Source organism: Gordonibacter sp. RACS_AR68 (assembly GCF_030418485.1).
Classification (GTDB): Bacteria; Actinomycetota; Coriobacteriia; order Coriobacteriales; family Eggerthellaceae; genus Gordonibacter; species Gordonibacter urolithinfaciens.
On record NZ_JAIPUP010000001.1, the window covers coordinates 813448 to 833958 of the forward strand.

The window sequence follows — 20511 nt, forward strand, 5'->3', positions numbered from 1 at the left end:
CGTATGGGCCCCTTTACGCGAATTTTACCAAACGGTTCGTCCGTCGACGTAAAAAGCAGGTTGCTCCCCTAGCTCTTTGTTAGATTTACGTTAAACTGATGAGCTGCTGGCCTTTTTGCTGTTTTGTCGAGAGGGAACCTGTGACCATAGAGTGGGCTACGTTCATTGCCGAGCTCGCCTCCAACCCGGTGCTGGTGGCCGTGACGCTGCTCAATATCGGCGTCATCGTCGTCAACGGCGCCACCGACGCCCCCAACGCCATTGCCACGGTCGTCTCGACGCGGGCCATGAAGCCCAAGCTAGCCATCCTCATGGCGGCGGTCTGCAACTTCCTGGGCCTGCTGCTCGTCTCGCTCGTCACGTCCGCCGTCGCGCACACCATCTTCAACATGGTGGATTTCGGCGGCAACTCCCAACAGGCGCTCATCGCGCTTACGGCCGCCATGATCGCCATCATCGTGTGGGGTGCGGCGGCCTGGTGGTTCGGCATTCCCACGAGCCAGTCGCATTCGCTCATCGCCGGCCTCACGGGTGCGGCCATCGCGCTGCAGGGCGGCTTCGGCGCCATCAACGGCGGCGAGTGGATGAAGGTGGTGTACGGCATCCTGCTGTCCACGCTGCTGGGGTTCTTCCTGGGTTGGGCCAATTCCAAGATCGTCGGCCGCGTGTGCCGCAACATGGACCGCAAGCGCACGACGAAGGTGTTCCGCTGGGCCCAGGTGGCCTCGGGCGCGGGCGTGGCGTTCATGCACGGCGCCCAGGACGGGCAGAAGTTCATGAGCATCTTCGTGCTGGCCATCACGCTGGCCACGGGCGTGGGCCAGGCCGACCAGATGGTCCTGCCCATTTGGCTCATGTTCTTCTGCGCGCTGAACATGGGCATCGGCACGGCTGTGGGAGGCGAGCGCATCATCAAGAGCGTCGGCCTCGACATGGTGAAGCTGGAGCCGTTCCAAGGGTTCGCGGCCAGCGCCGCCACGTTCTTCTGCCTCATGCTGTCCACGTTCGCCGGCTTGCCGGTTTCCACGACGCACACGAACACCACGGCCATCATGGGCGTGGGCGCCGCCAAGCGCAAGAGCGCCGTGAAATGGGGCATCGCCGTCGATATGATGAAGACGTGGGTGCTCACGTTCCCCGGATGCGGCCTGCTCGGGTTCGCATTCGCCCACTTGTTCCTGTTCTTCTCGTAAAAGGAGAGTTCAATGTCCAAGAAGCACAAGTTCGATTACTTCGACGCCTTTGAAAAGCAGTCCGCGATGGCCGTGAAGGAGGCCGAGCTGCTTATCGAGGCTATCGAGAACTTCACCGAGGCCGAGGACCTGCGCGGTATCATGGAGCGCGCGCACGAGCTCGAGCACGAGGGCGACGAGGTCAACCACGCCATCTTCAAGACGGTGGCCACCGACTTCATCACGCCCATCGAGCGCGAGGACATCATCGAGCTGTCGCAGTACCTCGACAACATCATCGACTACATCGAGGACGTCATGCAGCGCTTCTACATGTACGACGTCCACTTCATGCACCACGATGCCGAAGAGTTCGCCTGCCTTATCAAGAAGAGCTGCGAGGCGCTCGACAAGGCCATGGTGGACTTCCGCAACTTCAAGAAGTCGAAGACGTTCAAGCAGCTCATCGTGGACGTGAACACCTACGAGGAAGAGGCCGACCGGCTGTACCTCAAGGTCATCCGCAAGCTGCACACCGAGGACAACGACAACCCCATGCGCGTGCTGGTGTGGTCGCAGATCTTCGACCGCATGGAGAAGTGCTGCGACGCCTGCGAGCACGTGGCCGACACCATGAGCACCATCCTGCTGAAGAACGTATAGCGTTTCGCGGGCCTTCCGGCCCGCGAAACCCCTGCCGACGCTGCGGAGCCCCCTGGCACCCGAGCTTGTCACGATCCCGTAGGTTCGCGTACCGCAGTACGCTTCACCTCCGCGATCCTGCCAATCTCGGGTGCCAGGGGGCTCCTCGCTGACTTACTACGCCAACCTGGGCGGCTGTTATGCGCCCTCCGGGCGCATGGGCGGGTCGCTTCGCTTCCGCCCGCCAACCTGGGCGGTTGTTCTCGCGCTTCGCGCGAGGCGCAGGTCGCTTCGCCCCTGCGCGGAGGCTCCTCGGCTGACCGCTCCTTACGAGCGCGGCTCGAACGGGTCGCGGGGCTCGTCGTCCTCGCCGCCCATGATGCGGCGCAGCTCCTCGCGGTCCACGTGGATACGGTCGCTCGGGTCGCTGGGCGCGGCGTCGGTCGGAGCTGCCTGCGAGGACGCGGGTGCGTCGGGTCGCTCGTCGTCCTCGGTCCCGCGCATCTCCACCGGCGGCAGGGGCGACGTGCTGCCGGGCGCGCGCCACAGCCAGCGCAGGCGCTCGTAGGCGCGGCGCCGCTCGCGCTCGCGCTCCACCTTGCCCTTGGGCGGGCGCACGCGCCGCGCCACCGATTTCACCGGGCGGGCCACGGCGCTCGTCACCACGTCCGTGTAGTCCTTGGGCGGCGTGGTCTTCCAGCCGAAGAACAGCGACGCGTAGCGCAGCCCCAGCACGATGGCCACGCAGGCGTAGGGCGCGTACTGGTCCAGCACGTGGTTCTGCGCCATGAGCGCGTACACCGTGGAGCCGATGAGCGCGGCCGAGCCGTACATGGCGCCGGCCTGGAACGCCTCCGGCTCGCGGTTCATGAACACGTCGCGCAGGATGCCGCCGCCCACGGCGGTCACGGTGCCCAGGATGATGGAGGGCACGACGTCGAGCCCGGCCGACAGGCCCTTGCCCACGCTGATCACGGCCCACAGCGCTACCGAGAGGTTGTCCAGCAGCGCCACCACCGGGTCCAGGTACGTGGCCAGCTTGCCGAAGTAGAACACGATGACGCCTGCTCCCGCGCAAGCCAGCAGCAGCTCTGGTTTCTGGAATGCGTAGATGCCGTAGTTCTGCATGAGCAGATCGCGCATGATGCCGCCCGCCAGGCCGGCGGTGAGCGCGATGCACACCACGCCGAAGATGTCGTAGCGGGCGCGCACGGCGCTCATGGCGCCCGACAAGCCGCCCGTCAGCGCGGCGGCCAGCTCCAGCCAGAACGGGATGGTGAGGACGACTTCCAGCATGGCGCGCTAGGCGCCGCGGGGGGCGGGGGAGTTCGAGGCGGCCGCGTTGCGGCCAGAGGGCTCCGTTGCGTTCGCCGTCTCGCCCTCTGCGCCGTGCGCCGTGCCGCCGTCCTCCACCGACACGAGCGTGGCCACCACGGGTCGGCCCGAGAAGTCCAGCTCGCCGGTCAGGGCGCGCGCGGCCCCCAGGTCGAAGTCGTCGCGGTCGAAGGCGTCGATGTTCTCCTCGGCCTTCTCGAGCGCCCGGCCGTACAGGTCCCAGAAGCTCGCCGTGCTCACCTCGCCCGTGTACGGGTTCTCCCAGGCCTCGTGGGCGCGGTTGTCGTAGATGCTCTCGGTGAGCGCCACGGGACGATGGCTCATGGACTGGTAGAACGAGTAAGGGCGCACGAGCCCCTCGATGCGTCCCAGCAGCGCACGCTTGGCGCCGGTCTTGGAGTAGAACAGCCGTTGCACGCGGCGGAAGTTGCGCACCGACCGCGCGAACAGGTCGCGCGGCACGATGCGCCCGTACACCGTGAGCGCTGCGTAGGAGTACATCTTCGACACCGCGCCCAGCACGAAGTCGCTGGCCTGCAGGATCTCGCGCCACGGCTGGAACGTTGCCACCGTCTCGCCGCGCTTCTCGAACAGCACGAGCTCGTCCAGCTCGCTTTCGATGACGGCGTGCACCTCATGGGCGTCGTCGCGCGAGAGGCCCGGTTCGCCGGCATCGGTGAGCAGGTACTCGTGGAAGAACACGAGCGGGTGCATGGTGGAATCCAGCGTGTAGTGGCACAGGAAGCCGAACGCGTAGGCGCGCCCGACGGGCAGTTCGTCGTCATCGAGGATGCCGAGGGAGTCTTTGAATGCCTTGATGAGCTCGCTCGGCTTCTCGCTGTGCATCACGTTGCCCAAGCGGTTGTGCTCGTGCAGGCGCGGGTCGGCCACCGCGTAGAACAGGGGGTCCGGACCTTGGTTGCCCAGCAGGAACGCCTCGGCCTCGTCGCGGGTTCCGCCGACGTTGCGGAAGATATGGTCGTAGACGTCTTGGCCGAAGAAGTCGTGCGTGATGAGAGCGGGCATGGCGCGGTACCCCGTTTCTGACGTGAAATTTACCCGTGTCGCTTAGCGCTATCATATACAATGAGGCGGTGCTTGTTAACCGTCGGTTTCCCAGTTGTGAAGAACGTTTCCGGCTGAACGGCGGTGGCGAGGCGCGCGGGGGCGCGCGGGACGAGAGGAAGGCGCACCATGGCGCGAGCGAAGTTGACGAGGCAGGAACGCAGCTGGGTTCTGTACGACGTGGGAAACTCGGCGTTCGTGCTGCTGGCCACGGCCCTTATTCCGGTGTACTTCGCCTCGATCGCCGAGGAAGGCTCATCGGTGGTGGTGGCCTGGGGCTACGCCGAGACGGTGGCGTCGCTCATCCTGGCCCTGCTCATGCCCGTCCTGGGCAGCCTCGCCGATCTCAAGGGCAACAAGAAGAAGTTCTTCGTCGGCACGGTGGGCACGGGCGCCATCGCGCTGGCGGCCCTTGGCATTCCCACGGCTGCCATGGCGTTCCTCGTGCTGTATGTGATCGCGTCCATCATGCTGAACGGCTCCATGGTGTTCTACGACGCGTTCCTTGTAGATGCCACCTGCGACGAGCGCTACGACGAGGTGTCGTCGCAGGGCTACGCATGGGGTTACATCGGCTCGTGCGTGCCGTTCATCGCATGCTTGGCCGTGGTGTTGGGTGGGCCGTCTATCGGCATCCCCATGGATATCGGTATGAAGATAGCGTTTCTCATCACGGCTGCGTGGTGGGTGGCGTTTAGCATCCCGCTCATTCGCGACGTGCACCAGACGCACTACAAGGAGCGCGCCGAGCACCTGATCCGCGACACGTTCGGCGGCCTGTGGAAGACGGTGAAGCGCATCTTCAAGGATCGGCGGCTGCGCTTGTTCATGCTGGCGTTCTTCTGCTACATCGACGGCGTGCACACCATCATCAAGATGTCCACGAGCTACGGCACCGATCTGGGGATCGATGCGACGCAGCTCGTGCTGGCGCTGCTGGTGACGCAGTTCGTGGCGTTCCCGTCGGCCATCGCCTACGGGCGATTGTCCGGCAGGTTCGGTACGAAGCGCATGCTGCTCGTGGCCATCGGCGCGTACTTCTGCATCACGCTGTTCGCGGCGTTCTTCCTGCGCGAGGCGTTCGAGTTCTGGATCCTCGCCATCTGCGTGGGCCTGTTCCAGGGCGGCATCCAGGCGCTCTCGCGCAGCGAGTTCGGCAAGCTCATTCCCAAGGAGCACGCCAACGAGTACTACGGCTTCTTCGACATCTTCGGCAAGTACGCCGCCGTCATGGGCACGTTTCTGGTGAGCGTGTTCACGCAGCTCACCGGCAACTCGTCCATGGGCGTGCTGTCCATTGCCGTGCTGTTCGTGGTGGGCTTCGTGCTGCTGTGGCGGATGCCGGAGAGGGAATAGGGAGGCTGCGGCGCGAGCGCACCGTCGGTCGGGGCGGGGCGCGGATGCCGCTGGCCGGCAGCTCCGTTATCGTCAACCGGGAAAGCAAGGCCTTTTGCCCCCGTTTTGTCCAATGGCACAAAACGGGGGCTTGCGATTGTCCCGCTTGTCCAAAAGAGGGCGGGGGCGTGCAGGATATCCTCTTGGTACGAGAATTCGATCGAGAGGAGCATCCCATGTTGGAGAAGTTGGACGAGCAGGCCACGTCGGCCCTGCTCTCGCTGGATTCTGGAGACTTGGCGTACTGCCTGAAGCTGACGAAGCGCTTCGAGCAAATGGGCGTGAGCCCCCAGCATGCCAGCAACGCGCTCTGCACGCTGGTGGATAACGGCAACTTGGAAGATCTTTACCAGGCTGGATAGACGGTGCTTACCTTGCGGAGCGCTGGCCGGCCTGCAAAATGCCGGCCGGCAACGGTGCCTGCTGGCGCATATGGTTGGCGCGCGGTCCCGCTGCCGTCGGGGTGCATCGCCCTGCCCGTAGGACGGCGCACCCCGACGGCAGCGACGCATTTGGTGTAGTATGGGCCCATCGTCGAGAGGGGTTCAGGTGTGATAACCGTTGCGGACATCATCGCGTTGCCGGCGTTCGAGCGAATCGAGCTGGCGGCTCCGTGCGCGGGGGCGGGTGCGCGCGAGGTGCGCAACGTGGGTATTCTGGATCTCGCACCAGACGAGCAGGCGTATGCCGATTACCTGCCAGGCGAGTTCATCGCGTCGAACCTCGGTTTCGCACGCGACGATGCGGCGCTTGCCGAGGCTTCGCTTCTCACGCTCATAAAGAGAAACGTGGCGGCGGTGGCCGTTAAGAACGGGCACCACCCTCATCTGAGCGAGGCGGTGCGCGCGGCCAGCACGTCGGCTGGCGTTCCGCTGTACCTCTACGACGGAGCCTACCACGAGGTTCTGGCCTATCAAGCGCTCGATCTCATTCGCCGCGACGGCGAGGAGTCGGACAAGGGGCGTTTGGTGGATGCGCTTCTGGCAGCTCGCGATAGCCAGGGCACGCGCGCCAAGCTCTATCAGCTCACCGGAGCCATGGGCGCCACGCTGCAGTGCCTCGCCGTGGCGCCGCGCAACGCCGACGAATGCTCGCTGTACGCCGCGCTCGATGCGCTTGCGGAGGTGCTGCGCGCGTTCAAGGCCGATTGGGCCAGCGTGGACACGGTGTTCGCCTGCCGCTACCACGACCTCCTGCTTGCGTTCGTGTCCTATGCGCAGCCTCCGGCCTCCGTTCGCGCGGCTTCCGAGGCCGACTTGGTGGCGCGCATCCAGGGCATCGGCCCTCTGTGGCTCGGGGTGGGGGAGGAGGGTCCCTTGTCCGACGGCGACCTGAGCGTGCGCGAGGCCCTGGCCGCGCTCAAGACCGCTCGCATCGAGGCCGATGCGGTGGTGTGCTGGGCCGACCTGCATCACGACGCCTTCCGCGCCGCGGCGGCCGCCAGCCGCCTTTTCGGCCGCACCGCCGCGTTTCATCGCGCTCTGCTGGAGGAATACGACGCGGAAAACGATGCCGAGCTGGCCCCCACGGCCGAAGCCCTCGCCCGCGCCTACGGCGACGTGCGCGCGGCCGCCGAGCAGCTGCACCAGCATCCCAACACCGTGCGCTACCGCCTGCGCAAGGCGAAGGCCGTCCTCGGCATGCCCGACGCCCCGGACCGCGAGTTCGCCTTCCTGCTGGGCCTTATCTTCCTCGACCGCACGAATCCGCTGCTCGGGCGCTGACGCCCGACAGGTCGGGCGCATGCATCCCCACCGGATAGCATCTTCGTTCCCAGTTCCGCCTTTCGCTTTCCCCGTGAAAAAACGCCTGCTCGCGGGTGTTCGGTGCGCGTGGAGGCCGGCTCTTTGGTATAGTGGAGAGCCAACTGGGCCAATGACGAGAAAGAACGCCATGTCGCTAATCGTAGCAAAATTCGGGGGAACCTCAGTTGCCTCGCCTGAACGCATCCAGATGGTTGCGAAGAAGGTCATCGCGAAGAAGCAGGCCGGCCACGACGTGGTGGCCGTGGTGTCCGCCATGGGCAAGACCACCGACGAGCTGGTGGGCCTCGCCCGCGCACTCAACCAAGATCCGCCCGCCCGCGAGATGGACCGGCTGCTTTCCACCGGCGAGCAGGTGTCCATGACGCTTCTGGCCATGGCCATCGAGGCGCGCGGCTACAAGTCCATGAGCTTCACGGGCCGCCAGGCCGGCATCGAGACCGACGGCATGCACGCGAAGGCCAAGATCGTGAAGGTGCACAACGAGCGCATCATGGAGGCCATCGCCGCCGGCGCCATCCCCGTGGTGGCAGGTTTCCAGGGCATCGACGCGAACGGCGACATCACCACGCTCGGCCGCGGGGGCTCCGACACGACGGCCGTGGCCGTTGCCTGGGGCATCGGCGCGGACGTATGCGAGATCTACTCCGATGTGGACGGCGTGTACACGGCCGACCCGCGCGTGTGCCCGCGCGCCAAGAAGCTCGACGCCGTGTCCTACGACGACATGCTGGAGCTGTCCGGCTCGGGCGCGGGCGTGCTGCAGATGCGCGCCGTGGAGTTCGCGCGCAAGTACGACGTGGTCATCCATTCCCGCTCGGCGTTCTCCGAGGCCGAGGGCACCTACATCAAGGAGGAAACCGACATGATGGAAGAAGCCGTCATCACCGGCATCGCGCACGACACGTCCGAGGTGAAGGTGACCATCCGCGGCGTGCCCGACATGACGGGCGTGGCGGCGAAGGTGTTCAGCGCGCTGGCCGGGAACAACGTGCGCGTGGACATGATCATCCAGAACATCTCGGAGGACGGCTTCACGGACATCAGCTTCACGTGCGCCGGCGCCGACCTGGCGCTCGCACGCGAGACCATCGAGCGCATCCTGCCCGACATCAGCGCCCGCGAGTTCGACGTAGACGAGGACATCGCGAAGGTGAGCCTCGTGGGCACGGGCATGAAGTCGTCGCCCGGCGTGGCGGCGCGCGCGTTCACGACGCTGGGGGAGAACCAGATCAACATCCTGGCCATCTCCACGTCGCCCATCCGTCTGTCCGTGGTGGTGGACGGCTCGCAGGCCGCCGAGGCCGTGCGCTGCCTGCACACGGCGTTCGACCTGGACAGCGACAGCGTATTCGAGGAGACGCAGCTTTCCGCCGAGGAGATCGCCGCGAAGATGAACAAGGGGAGGTAGGGGAATGGGCGATGCATCCGTAAAGGCATTGTATATCATGCTATGATGGAAAGGGTCAGCGGACGTAAGTCCTGAGCGTCGGGCGGCACCTTCTTTTAGAAAGGAGGTGATTCGCTTGGGTGTCACGCTTGCATTCCTACAGCTTGCAGCTTCGGCTGTTGCGCTGGCGACTGCGGTCGTCGGGCTGCTGCGGGAGGCGATGGCGCTCGCCAAGGCGCTGATGGCGCACCAAAAAGATGACCGCTAGCAGGAACTAGCGGTCATGCTCCCTTAGCGGTGCCGCCTGGTTCCTACCTCAGGCAGTCCGCTGACTTCTGCAGTATAACCGCAACGAGGGTGTTTTTGCAAACGGTTCGGGGCTTGTGCAGCAAAGGAGCAAAAAATGGTTTGGACGAAGGAAATGCCGGCGAATCCGGTGGTGGCGGTGGCGGGAGCTACGGGAGCCGTGGGCAGCGAGTTCCTGAAGGTGCTGCACGACCTGGACTTTCCGGCGAGCGAGGTGCGGGCGCTGGCGTCGGCGCGTTCGGCGGGCAGGAAGTTGCCGTTCGCGGGCTGCGGGCAGGTGCCGGCGGGCGAGCTCACGGTGCAGGAGATGTGCCCGGAGTCGTTCGAGGGCGTTGACATCGCGCTGTTCAGCTGCGGCGCGGGCGTGTCGAAGGAGCTGCGCGAGGCCGTGACGGCCGCCGGCGCGGTCATGATCGACAACTCGAGCGCGTTCCGCATGGACGAGGACGTGCCGCTGGTGGTGCCCGAGGTGAACCCGGGCGACGTGGCCTGGCACAACGGCGTCATCGCGAACCCGAACTGCTCCACCATCCAGATGGTGGTGGCGCTGAAGCCGCTCTACGACCTCTCTCCCATCACGCGCGTGGTGGTGTCCACCTACCAGGCGGCCAGCGGCGGCGGCGCGCCGGCCATGGCCGAGCTGTACGACCAGACCAAGGCGTTCCTCGACGGCACGCCGGAGGACGAGCTGGAGGTGAAGGTGTTCCAGCACCGCATCGCGTTCAACTGCATCCCGCACATCGACGTGTTCCTGGACGACGATTCCACCAAGGAAGAGTGGAAGATGGTCGTGGAGACGAAGAAGATCATGGGCGACCAGGGCATCAAGGTGGCCGCCACCTGCGTGCGCGTGCCCGTGCTGCGCTGCCATGCGGAGTCGGTGAACGTGGAGTTCGCCGGCGACGTGGGCGTGGAGGCCGCGCGGGCCGCCCTCGCGGCGACCGACGGCATCACGGTCATGGACGACTGCGCCACGAACACCTATCCCATGCCGGGCATCCTGGCCGGCACCGACGACACCTACGTCGGCCGCCTGCGCCGCGACGACACGGTGGAGCACGGGCTGGCCATGTGGGTGGTGGCCGACCAGATCCGCAAGGGCGCCGCGCTCAACGCCGTGCAGATCGCCCAGCTGCTGCTGCCGTAGGGCAGCGCTCGCCTGCGTCCGCCCAGCGGAGCCGGCCCGCCATGCGGCCCGGCTCCGTTCTTCGCGGAACCTTCGCGCCCTGGAGGCGCCTTCACCGCTTCCGAACGCACCGCGCGGGGCGGCGACGTTCAACTTAGGCTCGAATCGCACGCACGCCGATCGCATGCAGTCGTGTTCTGCGTGCGCGGCGGGCTATTTTGCGCTACCATATCAGGCAGATGCCGTTTGGCGAAAGACGGGGATTTGACGCATACACCGAGCAACGAACACGGAACCTTGCCCTCGCAGGGCACCGCCTTCCGCGCGGAAGCGCCCGCCGAGACCGGCTCTGCCTTGCCGCTCACGCGCCGCCGCTTCCTGGCCGTGTCGGCTGTCGGATTGGCGACGGCCTTCTCCCCCTTCGCGCTTCCCGGCTGCTCCACCAGCAAGAACATAGTCGTCGGCGAGACGGCCGACGTGGAGGTCGACACCCGGCTCACGTTCTTCGGCTTCAAGTACGAGTCCATCAACGTCATGGCCATCGAGGACATCCTGCGCGACTTCATGGATGCCCATCCGAACGTGTCCGTGTCCTACGAGGGTATCAAGAGCAGGCCTTATTACGAGGCGCTTGTGAAGCGCCTCGATTCCGGCACCGGCGACGACGTGTTCATGATCGACCATGACACGGCGCTGTCGTTCGAGAAGAAGGGCTACCTGGCCGACTTGGCCGGCCTGCCCACCATCTCCACGTTCAGCAGGCTGGCCTTTGACCAGATGGATGCCGAGGGCACTATCCTGTACGTGCCGACGTCCATCTCCGCGTTCGGCCTGTACTGCAACACCGGCCTGCTGGCCGCGCACGGCATCGACGCGCCGCGCACGCTGGCGGAGTTCGAGCGCGCCTGCGACGCGTTCCTCGCCGAAGGCGTCACGCCGCTCGTGGCGAACAACGACATCTCGCTCAAGACGCTCGCCATCGCGCGGGGCATGGCGGAGGTGTACGCCGCCGACAACGTACGCGAGCGCGTCGCCGCCCTGAGCGCCGATCCCGATGCGCTGGCCGCGCAGCTGCGCCCCGGCCTGGAGCTGGTGGAGCGCATCGTTAAGCGCGGCTACGTGGACGCGGGCATGGCCCTGGAAACGGAGAAGACCTCCGACGACCTGGACCAGTTCGCCACCGGCAGCTACCCGTTCATGCTCACGGGCGCCTGGGCCTCGGTGCGCGTGCACGACATGGCGCCGGACCTGGCGTACGAGGTGCATCCCTATCCGGTCCTCGAAGACCGGCCCGTGCTCGTGGTCAACGTCGACACGCGGGTGAGCGTGAACGCGAACGGCGCCCATGTCGAAGAGGCCAAGGGGTTCGCGGCCTTCCTCACCCAGCCGTCCGCCATCGAGCGCTTCGCGAACAGCCAGTGCTCGTTCAGCCCGCTGGAGGGCAACGCCGCCCCCGACGACGCCTCGCTGCAGCCGCTGGCCGGGGCGTTCGCCGCGGGCGCGGTCGTGGGCTCGGACGACAACATCCTCCTGCCCGTCTGGGGCGCGCTGCGCCAGAGCGTGGCGTCCCTGCTCGAAGGCGCGACGGCCGCCCAAGCCGAGGATCAGCTGCGCAGCCTGCTGGCCGAGGGGGCGGATGCGTCCTCATGAAGTCGCGCAAGACGCTCATCTCGATCCTCGTGGCGGCGGCGTCCGTGGCCGTGATCGCCGGCACGGTGCTGTTCGCGCGCTTCGTGCAGGACTCGCTGTGGGAGAAGTCCGTGACCGACGTGCTGGAGGTGACGGCGCAAGGTCAGCATGCGCTCGACACGTTCTTCGAGAAGGACCTGGACACGCTCGACTTGTTCGCCGCCGAGCTTTCCGTGCAGCGCCACGATGACGAGGACCGCTTGATCGAGAAGCTGGCGCTGTTCGGGATGGACGACGACGGCACGGTGTACGTGTGCGTCGACCTGGGCACGGGCGCGGTGTACCGCACGGACAACGCCAACGCGGCGAGGCTCACGGACGAGCAGATGGCCTCGACCGCCGCGGCCGCCGATCGGGGCGTGATGGAGCCGTTTTTGGACGAGCGCACGGGCGGCAACATGATAGGCGTGTACGAGCGCTTCACGTTCTCCGACGGCACGCCGGGCATCGTGCGCAAGGCGCGCCCGCTCGGCGACGTGGAGGAACGGTTCTCGCTGTCGTTCTACAACGACAGCGGCTTCTCGTACGTGGTGAACGACGAGGGCGAAGTGGTCATGCGCTCGCAGCACCGCGATAGCAACCGCACGTTCTCCAGCATCTACGACATCGTGGGCTTCGAGGGCAACGACCAGGCGGACGTGGACTCGTTCCGCGCTGCGCTCAAGCAGAACGCGCGCGGCGTGGCGCTGTTCTCGTACCGGGGCGATGAGTACGTGTTCTGCTACACGCCGCTGGAGGGCACGGACGGCTGGGACGTGGTGTCCATCATCCCGAACGACGTGGTCATGGAGCAGGCCAACGCCATCATCAACGCCACGCTGCTTTTGTGCCTGGTCATCATCGTGGGGCTGGGCATCGTGCTGGCGGTGTACTGGCGCGGCAGCCGCGCGCACCGCAGGGAGATCGAGCACATGGCGTTCTACGACGGCCTCACCGGGCTGTTCAGCGCCGACAAGTTCGCGCTGGAGGGCGACGTGCGGCTGGCGGAGCGCGCGAGGGCCGACAGGGCCGGCGGGGGCGCAGGGGGCGACATGGCCGCGGCGTGCATCGACATAGACAACTTCAAGCTCATCAACGATGTGGACGGGTACGCGCGGGGCGACGAGGTGCTGCGGGAGCTCGCCGCCATCCTGCGCGAGGAGGCGGGGAAGGACGGCATCGCGGCGCGCCTGTCGGCCGACTACTTCCAGCTGCTGGTCCCGTACGCGCGTTGCGAGGACGCGCTGGACGTTTGCAAGCGCATAGCCGAACGGGCGCGTGACATCGTGGGCAACGGGAAGCCGCTTGCCCTGCACATCGGCCTGTGCTGCTCGGAGGACGCGCCCGAGGCGCGCGACGCGAACGAGCTCACCGACCGCGCGCGCATCGCCCAGGTCGAATCGCGCAAGCGCGGCGAGACGCCGTGCGCCTACAGCAAGCCCATGCGCGACGCGCTCCTGCGCCGGGCCGACCTGGAGCGCTCGATGGAGGGCGCGCTGGAGCACGGCGAGTTCTTCCACCTCGTGCAGCCGAAGTACGACGTGACGGGCACGCGCGTGCTGGGCGGAGAGGCGCTCGTGCGCTGGAGCCGCCCCGACGAGGGCATCGTGGGCCCCGACGAGTTCATCCCGCTGTTCGAGCAGAACGGTTTCATCCTGCGGCTCGACGAGTTCGTGTTCGAGAGCGTGTGCCGCGACCTGCGCGCACGCCTGGATGCCGGGCTGCCCGTGGTGCCGATCTCGGTGAACGTGTCCCGCCTGCACCTGCACCGCCCCGACTTCCTGTCCACGTACGTGCGCATCAAGGACGAGCACGGCATCCCCGACGGGCTGTGCGAGCTGGAGCTGACGGAGAGCATCGTCATCGAGGACCTGCACGGCATGTTCGACATCATGGACGGCATGCGCCGCGCCGGGTTCCGCTGCGCCATCGACGACTTCGGCTCGGGCCAGTCGTCGCTCAACGTGCTGAAGGACCTGCCCGCCGACGTGCTGAAGCTCGACCGCGACTTCCTGCTGGAAGGATCGCTTCCCGGCACGGAGGAAACGGTGGTGCGCACGGTCATCACCATGGCCAAGGAGCTGCGCATGGACACGGTCATGGAGGGCGTGGAAACGCCGAAGCAGCTGGCGTTCCTGCGCACGACGGCGTGCGACATGGTGCAGGGCTTCGTGTTCTCGCGCCCCGTGCCCCCCGAGGAGTTCTACCGGCTGCTGGACACGGTCGCACCGGACGAGGGTGCGCCCCGAGACTGACCGTCGACAAGCTTCCCCGTGCTCTTCGGCGGTGAAAGGGTGCTACTTCCGCAGCATGCGGTAGCCGATGCCCACATGGGTTTGGAGGTAGGCGGGGTGGGCCGGGTCGCGCTCTATCTTCTTGCGCAGGGTGGCCATGAACACGCGCAGCGACGGCAGGTCGCTGGCCAGGGCGTTGCCCCACACCTCCTTCAGGATGGCGTTGTGCGTGAGCACCTTGCCGGTGTTGCGGGCCAAAAGCGCCAGCAGCTTGTACTCGATGGGGGTGAGATGAACCTCTTCGCCGGCGAGGGTGACGGTGCGGGCGGCGTAGTCGATGCGCAGGTCGCCGTTCTCGTAGACGGGGCCGTCCCGGTCGGCGCCGGCATCCGCCGCCAAGCGCCGCGTGGCCACGCGCAGCCGCGCCAGCAGCTCCTCCACCGAGAACGGCTTGATGAGGTAGTCGTCGGCGCCGGCGTCCAGCGCGGCCACCTTGTCGGCGTCCTCGGTGCGTGCGGACACCACGATGATGGGGGTGTGCGACCACGTGCGCACCTGGCGGATGAGGTCGATGCCGTCGGCGTCTGGCAGCCCCAGGTCGAGGATGATCACGTCGGGGTTCTTCGTGGTGGCCTCCAGCAGGGCCGCTCCTCCCGTGCTCGCTTCGAGCAGGCGGTAGCCCTGCACCTTGAGCGCCGTGGCGATGAGGCTCTTCACGGCGCTGTCATCCTCCACTATGAGGATGGTGAAGGCTCCGCGGCCTTCGGCTGCGTCGGTCATGCGCCTCCTCCTTCGTCGTCCGGGGTGCGGGTCGTCTCGGGCGGCCTCGCGGCATCCGCTGCGGGACGGCCCTCTGTCGCGGCCGTCGCACGTTGCTCGGCCTCCGCGTGGTTCGCCTCGTATTCTACCGCAGGCAGCGTGAACGTGATGACGGTGCCCGGACGGTCGGGAGAGGTGCGCTCGCTCTCGGGGAGCGCGTCGACGGCGATGGTGCCCCCGTGTATCTCCACGATGGACTTGCACAGGGCCAGGCCGAGGCCCATGCCGCGTCGCGCGTCGCTGCCCACGTTCTTCCCCTTGTAGAACATCGTGAATATCTCGGTGCGGTCGGCCGGCGCGATGCCGGGGCCGTCGTCGGCCACGGACACGGCCACGAGCCCCGCAGTGCCCGGGCGCTGCCCGCGGCCTGCGCGCCGCGCCGATACGGTGATGCGCGAGCCTTCCGGCGTGTAGGTGACGGCGTTGTTCACCAGGTTGATGATGACCTGCATGATAAGGCGCCCGTCCATCTGGGCCATGAGCAGCGGGTCGTCCACCTGCACGCGCAATTCGTGCAGCGCGGCCTTGCGGTTCAGGTGGTGAAACGCCTCGCGGATCACGTCCTCCACCAGCTCCGGCTCGGTTTTGAGCGCCATGGTGCCGTTGTCCAGCCGCGTGACCACCAGCAGGTTCTCCACGAGGTTCACGAGCCACAGCGCATCCTCGTAGATGTCGGTGTAGATGGCGCGCTTCTTGTCGTCCGTGAGCGCATCGGCACTCGACAGCAAAATAGACGCATCGCCGGAGATGCTGGTGAGCGGCGTGCGCAGGTCGTGCGAGATGCTGCGCAGCAGGTTCGCGCGCAGGCTCTCCTGCTCGGCCTGCAGGCGGATGCGGTGCGCGTCCTCGGCCGAGCGCTCGCGCTCCACGGCCTGGCCGCACTCGTCCAGCATGACCAGCAGCAGGTTCTTCTCGAACGCGTCCAGGTCCTCGTCGGCCAGCACGATACCGGCCACGCCCACCACGGTGTCCTTGCCGCGTATGGGCAGGTAGAGGCATCGCGCGTTCATGAGCGTGCCCGTTCCCGTGCCGGCGCGCTTGTTGTTGCCGGCCACCCAGGCGGCCACGGCGCGCTCGTCGTCGCTCACCAGCGACGTCATGGTCACGTCCTCGTCGGGGTTGCCCGAGGAGAACAGGCTGGGGTCGAGCAGCCGGCCGCTGGGGGATACCTGGTAGATGACGACGGTGGTGCGCAGCAGCTTGATGACCTGCTCGGCCGTGGTGGACAGGATGCTGTCCACGCCGTTGGCCTCCTGCAGGCGGTGTTCCGTTTCCAGCAGCACCTCGGTGCGGTAGGCCTTGCGGGCGTTCACCAGGGCTTCGCGGCGCGTGCGGATGGTGAGCGACGACACCACCATGGACGTGACGAACAAAAACGCGAATGTGAACGGGTAGTTCAGGCCGTAAGCTGTCAGGGTGAAGCGCGGCGTTTGGAAGAAGTAGTTGAACAGGATGACGGCCAGCGGCGAGGCCAGGATACTGTAGAAGAAGCTGTCGGCCTTGAGCGAACCCAGCAGCACCGCCACCAGGTAGACGGCCAGGATGGTGCTGCCGGCGAGCCCGGCCTCGTGGAACGCGAGCCCGAGCACCGTGGCGCCCAGCAGGGCCAGGAACGCGGCGGCGAAGTCGGTGCGCGTGGGCTTGAAGCGCGTGGCCAGGCGCGGGCCGGACGTGGGGCGGGCCTCGTGGCGGTCGGCGATGACCACGACGTCGGCCGTGCAGGACAGCTTCGCCAGGCGACTTCCCACGGACTCGCGCGGGAATAGGTTGGGCAGTGCGCGCTTGCGCTGGTTCTCGGACGAGCCGATGACGATTTTCGAGATGGTGCCCGAGAGCGCGTACTGGGCGATCTGGAGAGCCAGATCACCGCCGTAAACAGTCACGACGTGCGCGCCCAGCTCCTCGGCCAGCTCCACGTTCGCATGCAGCGCCCGGGCGTCTTCCTCGGAGAGCTTCTGGTCGTCGGCGGGCTCCATCACCAGCGCCGTGAGCGTGCCGCGGTAGGCGGCGGCCAGGCGCGCCGCGGCGCGAATGACGGTGGCATTGCCGGCAGAGGGGCTCACGTGCACGAGCACGTCGTCTCCGGCGTCGCCCGCTGCGCGCCCCAGACCGCGCTCGAGGTTGCGGTTCAGGCGGTCGGCCGTGCGGCGCAGCGCCAGCTCGCGCAGGTAGGCGAGGTTCTTCTTTGAGAAGAAGTTCGCGAGCGCCGTCTCGGCGCGCTCGGCGCCGTAGATCTTGCCGCCCTCCAGACGTTCAAGGAGGTCGTCGGGATCCAGGTCCACCAGCTCCACCGACGAGGCGTAGTCGAAGATGCGGTCGGGGATGCGCTCCTGCACCACCACCTCGGTGGTGGCGGACACCTTGTCGTTCAGGCTTTCCAGGTGCTGCACGTTCACGGTGGTGAACACGTCGATGCCCGCGTGCAACAGCTCCTCTACGTCGCGGTAGCGTTTGGCGTGGCGGCTGCCGGGGGCGTTCGTGTGGGCCAGCTCGTCCACGAGGATGAGGCCGGGCTTGCGCGCGAGCGCTGCGTCCACGTCGAACTCGCGCAGCGAGATGCCCTTGTACGGCATCTTGCGTACGGGCAGTTGCTCGAGGCCGTCCAGCAGGGCGAGCGTGTCGGGGCGCGTATGCGGCTCGATGTAGCCCACCACCACGTCGCGTCCGTGGTCCTTCGCCACATGGGCCGCCTCCAACATGGCGTAGGTCTTGCCCACGCCGGCTGCGTAGCCGAAGAATATCTTGAGGCGACCGCGCTGCTCGTTATCGCATGCATATGCGCCCGCATCTGCCGAGATGGCCCGCAGCAGTTTGTCGGGGTTCGGCCGAATCGGTTCTGTCGAGGATGTCTCCATAGCGGGCCCATCATACGACAGTGCCTATGAGCGCGGCATTAAGGTCATGGTTCTGGCATTAAGAAAGCATGAAGATCGTGCGGTAGCGCGCTTCGGGCGGCGCGCCGCTCTGCTGCAGCACGCCGCCCGCTACCAGGGAAGCCTGATGCGCCATGTGCGGCCGGCGCGCTCGACCAACAGCAGGAACGAGACGAACGCTCCCGCTCCCGCAAGCGCTGCAATGCCCAGCAGCGCGAAGAGCAGATCCAGTGCCGACATCGCGAACTCCTTTCCCCAGTGCGCGCGTACAGCTTAGCCAAGGGGGCGTTAAGGCGCGTTGAAGAAGCTGGCGCCGGCGATTAAGATCGCGTTAAGGAGCGCTGTGTGCCCGTCCGCGACGGGGCGGCCGCATGCGCTATACTGATGCCCATGAAGAAGACGAGACTCGATACGCTGCTCGTTGAGCAGGGCTATTTCCCCGATGCGGATGCCGCGCTGCGCGCTGTGCTGGCGCACGAGGTGAAGGTGGACGACGTGTACGCCTCGAGCGCTGCCCTGAAGGTGGCGCCCGATGCCGAGATCGTGGTGCGAGGGCGGCGGCGGTTCGTGTCGCGTGGCGGCCACAAGCTGCAGGGCGCGCTCGACGCGTACGGGCAGGATGTGTCCGGCTTGCGCTGCATCGACATCGGCTCGTCCACGGGCGGCTTCACCGACTGCCTGCTGCAGGCCGGGGCGGCCAGCGTGGCCTGCGTCGACGTTAACTACGGACAGCTGGCGTGGTCGCTTAGGCAGGATGCGCGCGTGACCGTGTTCGAGCGCACGAACATCAAGCTGGCCGACCCCGCCGCGCTCGGCGCGCCGTTCGACGTGCTCGTGGCCGACTTGAGCTTCATCGGCCTGGCGCAGCTCGCGCCCGTGTTCGCGCGGCTCTCCCGGGAGGGGAGCGTGTTCTTGGGACTGGTGAAGCCGCAGTTCGAGTCGCGCCCCGGCGAGACGGAGGGCGGCGTGGTGCGCGACGAGGCCGTGCGCGGGCGCGTGGTCGAGGAGGTGCGCGCGGCCCTGGAGGACGCCGGTTTCCGCACGACCGGCGTGGTGGAGTCGCCCATCACCGGCCCCGAGGGCAACGTGGAGTACCTTGTGCGCGCAGTGTACAAGAGGAGCGCCTGACCGCCCCGCACCCCCGCACCCCCGCACCCCGCACCCCGCACCCCGCACCCCGCACCCCGCACCCCGCACCCCGCACCCCGCACCCCGCACCCCGCACCCCGCACCCCGCACCCCGCACCCTCGTGCTCATTGCTTATGAAGCGGTAACGGTTTCCCCTTCGGGCGCCCTGGTGTGCCATACTCGCTGGACGACAGGGGGAAAGGACAAGATATGAGCGTGCTCGGCAATATACTGTGGTTCGTCTTCGCGGGGTTTTGGCAGGGTGTGAGCTGGATCCTCGTCGGCGCACTGTGGTGCATCACCATCGTGGGTATCCCGGTGGGCACGCAGTGCTTCAAGATGGCCGGGCTCGCGTTCTTCCCGTTCGGCAAGGAGGTCGAGTACGGCGGCGGAGCCGGCTCCGCCATCCTCAACGTGCTCTGGTTCGTTTTCGGCGGCGTCTTCCTCGCCCTCGAGGCCCTGATCAACGGCGTGCTGCTCTGTATCACCATCATCGGCATCCCCTTCGGCCTCCAATGCTTCAAGCAGGCGAAGCTCGCGCTGCTGCCCTTCGGCGCCGTCGTGCGGGGAAAGTAGCGCGCCCGCTCATCGTCCCCGCTCCTCTTCCCCTCTTGCTTTTTGGCACTGCGTCTTTGCTCTCTGCCGTCCGCTCCCTGCTTTCTTTCCGCCGGCTTCTTGCGCTGCCGCATTGATTCCGAAATTGTCTTGCCTGCATTCCTGCCGTCCGTTATAATGTTGTACGTACAACAAAGGAGGTAGCATGGCCGACGCAATGGTGACGGCGCGCATGTCGTCGGAGAAAAAAGAGGCGGGCAACCGCATACTCGAGCAGATGGGCACGAACGCCTCGCAAGCGGTGAACCGTCTGTACGACTACGTGATAGAGAAGCGCGAGCTGCCGTTTTTCGATCGGGAAGAAAGGAGGCACTATACGCAGGAGGAAATCGCCGAAGCGATCGCCTGGGTCGACGGCCTTTCCCAGAAAAGGACCACGGGACGCTTTTCAGATATGACCGTTAAGGAGGCAAAACGGGAGCGCTTGATTGCCAAGGGGCTCATGCAGCCAGGTGGCGATCGATGAGGCTTTTCGTCGACACGAATATTGTCTTAGACTACCTCGACGAACGCCCCGGATACGTCGGGCCCGCCCGCAAGCTCATGATTCTGGGCTTCTTGCATGAGTTCGATCTGTGGATGAGCGCCTCCCAAACAACGGATCTGTTCTATTTGCTCACAAACGGAGGTCGAGCTTCCGAGGCAACGGAAGTAAAGAGAACCATGCAACGCGCCCGACAATTCATCCGAGTTTGTTCTCTCAACGAGGCCGATGTCGATGCTGCGCTCGACTCGACGTGGAACGACTTCGAGGATGCGTGCGTTTACCAGTGCGCGCTCAAGCTGAAGGCGGACGCCATCATCACGCGCAATCGGAAAGACTTCGAGAAATCATCCATCAGGGTATTAGATTGCGAGGAGCTGTTCGATTACCTAGCGGAAGAGAAAGGGCTCGTCTACGAAGAAATACCGTTCTGAAGGCTCCGCTCCTGGGCCGTGCACCTAAGGGTTGTCATACCGCAATGGTCATGGTGCAATG

The 20511-nt window shown here is 66.3% G+C and carries 19 protein-coding genes; 14 read left to right on the plus strand and 5 right to left on the minus strand.

Going from position 1 to position 20511, the window contains the following annotated elements; translation table 11 throughout:
• Nucleotides 1-140: 140 nt before the first annotated feature.
• Both K9U15_RS03440 and K9U15_RS03445 read left to right on the plus strand, forming a co-directional pair.
• Entirely contained in the window at nt 141-1193 is a 1053-nt protein-coding gene (locus K9U15_RS03440) for an inorganic phosphate transporter (RefSeq protein ID WP_301155612.1), read from the plus strand.
• Nucleotides 1194-1205: 12 nt separating this feature from the next.
• Nucleotides 1206-1835, plus strand: a complete 630-nt coding sequence (locus tag K9U15_RS03445; RefSeq protein WP_096227290.1) for a DUF47 domain-containing protein — start codon at nt 1206-1208, stop codon at nt 1833-1835.
• A 306-nt stretch (nt 1836-2141) separates the two neighbouring features.
• Here K9U15_RS03445 and K9U15_RS03450 read toward each other — a convergent pair whose 3' ends face one another.
• Nucleotides 2142-3110 carry a TRIC cation channel family protein gene (locus K9U15_RS03450; RefSeq protein WP_096227289.1) on the minus strand — a complete coding sequence of 323 codons (969 nt, stop codon included), beginning with the start codon at nt 3108-3110 and terminating at the stop codon, nt 2142-2144.
• A 6-nt stretch (nt 3111-3116) separates the two neighbouring features.
• Entirely contained in the window at nt 3117-4175 is a 1059-nt protein-coding gene (locus tag K9U15_RS03455; RefSeq protein ID WP_231897351.1) for a zinc dependent phospholipase C family protein, read from the minus strand.
• Between the two features lie 168 nt (nt 4176-4343).
• Here K9U15_RS03455 and K9U15_RS03460 point away from each other — a divergent pair, with 168 nt between their 5' ends.
• From K9U15_RS03460 to K9U15_RS03495, 8 genes are all read left to right on the plus strand, one after another.
• A complete protein-coding gene (locus K9U15_RS03460; protein WP_087190096.1) occupies nt 4344-5570 on the plus strand; it encodes an MFS transporter in 1227 nt (408 codons plus the stop codon).
• Nucleotides 5571-5785: 215 nt separating this feature from the next.
• A complete protein-coding gene (locus K9U15_RS03465; RefSeq protein ID WP_087190095.1) occupies nt 5786-5971 on the plus strand; it encodes a hypothetical protein in 186 nt (61 codons plus the stop codon).
• 189 nt (nt 5972-6160) lie between these two features.
• On the plus strand, nt 6161-7333 hold the full coding sequence (locus K9U15_RS03470; protein WP_096227286.1) for a PucR family transcriptional regulator: 1173 nt from the start codon (nt 6161-6163) through the stop codon (nt 7331-7333).
• 169 nt (nt 7334-7502) lie between these two features.
• A complete protein-coding gene (locus K9U15_RS03475) occupies nt 7503-8783 on the plus strand; it encodes an aspartate kinase (protein WP_087190093.1) in 1281 nt (426 codons plus the stop codon).
• Between the two features lie 115 nt (nt 8784-8898).
• Nucleotides 8899-9030, plus strand: a complete 132-nt coding sequence (locus K9U15_RS03480; protein WP_264465274.1) for a hypothetical protein — start codon at nt 8899-8901, stop codon at nt 9028-9030.
• Between the two features lie 135 nt (nt 9031-9165).
• The gene (locus tag K9U15_RS03485; RefSeq protein ID WP_096227285.1) at nt 9166-10215 is read left to right on the plus strand and encodes an aspartate-semialdehyde dehydrogenase; all 1050 of its coding nucleotides are present in this window, start codon (nt 9166-9168) and stop codon (nt 10213-10215) included.
• Between the two features lie 243 nt (nt 10216-10458).
• The gene (locus K9U15_RS03490) at nt 10459-11844 is read left to right on the plus strand and encodes an ABC transporter substrate-binding protein (RefSeq protein ID WP_227115021.1); all 1386 of its coding nucleotides are present in this window, start codon (nt 10459-10461) and stop codon (nt 11842-11844) included.
• Complete coding sequence (locus tag K9U15_RS03495; RefSeq protein ID WP_123672615.1) at nt 11841-14117, plus strand: EAL domain-containing protein; 2277 nt, start codon at nt 11841-11843, stop codon at nt 14115-14117. Before K9U15_RS03490 ends, K9U15_RS03495 begins: the two co-directional genes overlap by 4 nt.
• Before the next feature lie 42 nt (nt 14118-14159).
• On the opposite strand, the gene K9U15_RS03500 is transcribed toward K9U15_RS03495, so the two are convergent.
• From K9U15_RS03500 to K9U15_RS03510, 3 genes are all read right to left on the minus strand, one after another.
• Nucleotides 14160-14876 carry a response regulator gene (locus K9U15_RS03500; RefSeq protein ID WP_087190090.1) on the minus strand — a complete coding sequence of 239 codons (717 nt, stop codon included), beginning with the start codon at nt 14874-14876 and terminating at the stop codon, nt 14160-14162.
• Nucleotides 14873-17770, minus strand: coding sequence for a sensor histidine kinase KdpD (locus K9U15_RS03505; protein ID WP_123672613.1), 2898 nt, complete (start codon nt 17768-17770; stop codon nt 14873-14875). Before K9U15_RS03505 ends, K9U15_RS03500 begins: the two co-directional genes overlap by 4 nt.
• Nucleotides 17771-17899: 129 nt before the next feature.
• Nucleotides 17900-18028 (minus strand): hypothetical protein, encoded by a 129-nt coding sequence (locus K9U15_RS03510; protein ID WP_264465275.1) that lies wholly within the window; start codon nt 18026-18028, stop codon nt 17900-17902.
• 150 nt (nt 18029-18178) lie between these two features.
• On the opposite strand from K9U15_RS03510, the gene K9U15_RS03515 reads away from it, so the two are divergent.
• From K9U15_RS03515 to K9U15_RS03530, 4 genes are all read left to right on the plus strand, one after another.
• Nucleotides 18179-18916 (plus strand): TlyA family RNA methyltransferase, encoded by a 738-nt coding sequence (locus K9U15_RS03515; RefSeq protein ID WP_096228594.1) that lies wholly within the window; start codon nt 18179-18181, stop codon nt 18914-18916.
• Nucleotides 18917-19127: 211 nt separating this feature from the next.
• Nucleotides 19128-19493, plus strand: a complete 366-nt coding sequence (locus K9U15_RS03520) for a YccF domain-containing protein (RefSeq protein WP_123674456.1) — start codon at nt 19128-19130, stop codon at nt 19491-19493.
• Nucleotides 19494-19677: 184 nt separating this feature from the next.
• On the plus strand, nt 19678-19998 hold the full coding sequence (locus K9U15_RS03525; protein WP_096227281.1) for a type II toxin-antitoxin system RelB/DinJ family antitoxin: 321 nt from the start codon (nt 19678-19680) through the stop codon (nt 19996-19998).
• Nucleotides 19995-20450 (plus strand): PIN domain-containing protein, encoded by a 456-nt coding sequence (locus tag K9U15_RS03530; protein WP_123674457.1) that lies wholly within the window; start codon nt 19995-19997, stop codon nt 20448-20450. Before K9U15_RS03525 ends, K9U15_RS03530 begins: the two co-directional genes overlap by 4 nt.
• Nucleotides 20451-20511 lie beyond the last annotated feature (61 nt).

Bases quoted from the DNA above. Each gene is read 5' to 3' on its own strand.
- K9U15_RS03525 (WP_096227281.1), top strand. From the start codon at position 19,678: ATGGCCGACGCAATGGTGACGGCGCGCATGTCGTCGGAGAAAAAAGAG.
- K9U15_RS03515 (WP_096228594.1), top strand. From the start codon at position 18,179: ATGAAGAAGACGAGACTCGATACGCTGCTCGTTGAGCAGGGCTATTTC.
- K9U15_RS03460 (WP_087190096.1), top strand. From the start codon at position 4,344: ATGGCGCGAGCGAAGTTGACGAGGCAGGAACGCAGCTGGGTTCTGTAC.
- K9U15_RS03445 (WP_096227290.1), top strand. From the start codon at position 1,206: ATGTCCAAGAAGCACAAGTTCGATTACTTCGACGCCTTTGAAAAGCAG.
- K9U15_RS03485 (WP_096227285.1), top strand. From the start codon at position 9,166: ATGGTTTGGACGAAGGAAATGCCGGCGAATCCGGTGGTGGCGGTGGCG.
- K9U15_RS03495 (WP_123672615.1), top strand. From the start codon at position 11,841: ATGAAGTCGCGCAAGACGCTCATCTCGATCCTCGTGGCGGCGGCGTCC.
- K9U15_RS03475 (WP_087190093.1), top strand. From the start codon at position 7,503: ATGTCGCTAATCGTAGCAAAATTCGGGGGAACCTCAGTTGCCTCGCCT.
- K9U15_RS03530 (WP_123674457.1), top strand. From the start codon at position 19,995: ATGAGGCTTTTCGTCGACACGAATATTGTCTTAGACTACCTCGACGAA.
- K9U15_RS03455 (WP_231897351.1), bottom strand. From the start codon at position 4,175: ATGCCCGCTCTCATCACGCACGACTTCTTCGGCCAAGACGTCTACGAC.
- K9U15_RS03520 (WP_123674456.1), top strand. From the start codon at position 19,128: ATGAGCGTGCTCGGCAATATACTGTGGTTCGTCTTCGCGGGGTTTTGG.
- K9U15_RS03450 (WP_096227289.1), bottom strand. From the start codon at position 3,110: ATGCTGGAAGTCGTCCTCACCATCCCGTTCTGGCTGGAGCTGGCCGCC.
- K9U15_RS03505 (WP_123672613.1), bottom strand. From the start codon at position 17,770: ATGGAGACATCCTCGACAGAACCGATTCGGCCGAACCCCGACAAACTG.
- K9U15_RS03500 (WP_087190090.1), bottom strand. From the start codon at position 14,876: ATGACCGACGCAGCCGAAGGCCGCGGAGCCTTCACCATCCTCATAGTG.
- K9U15_RS03465 (WP_087190095.1), top strand. From the start codon at position 5,786: ATGTTGGAGAAGTTGGACGAGCAGGCCACGTCGGCCCTGCTCTCGCTG.
- K9U15_RS03510 (WP_264465275.1), bottom strand. From the start codon at position 18,028: ATGTCGGCACTGGATCTGCTCTTCGCGCTGCTGGGCATTGCAGCGCTT.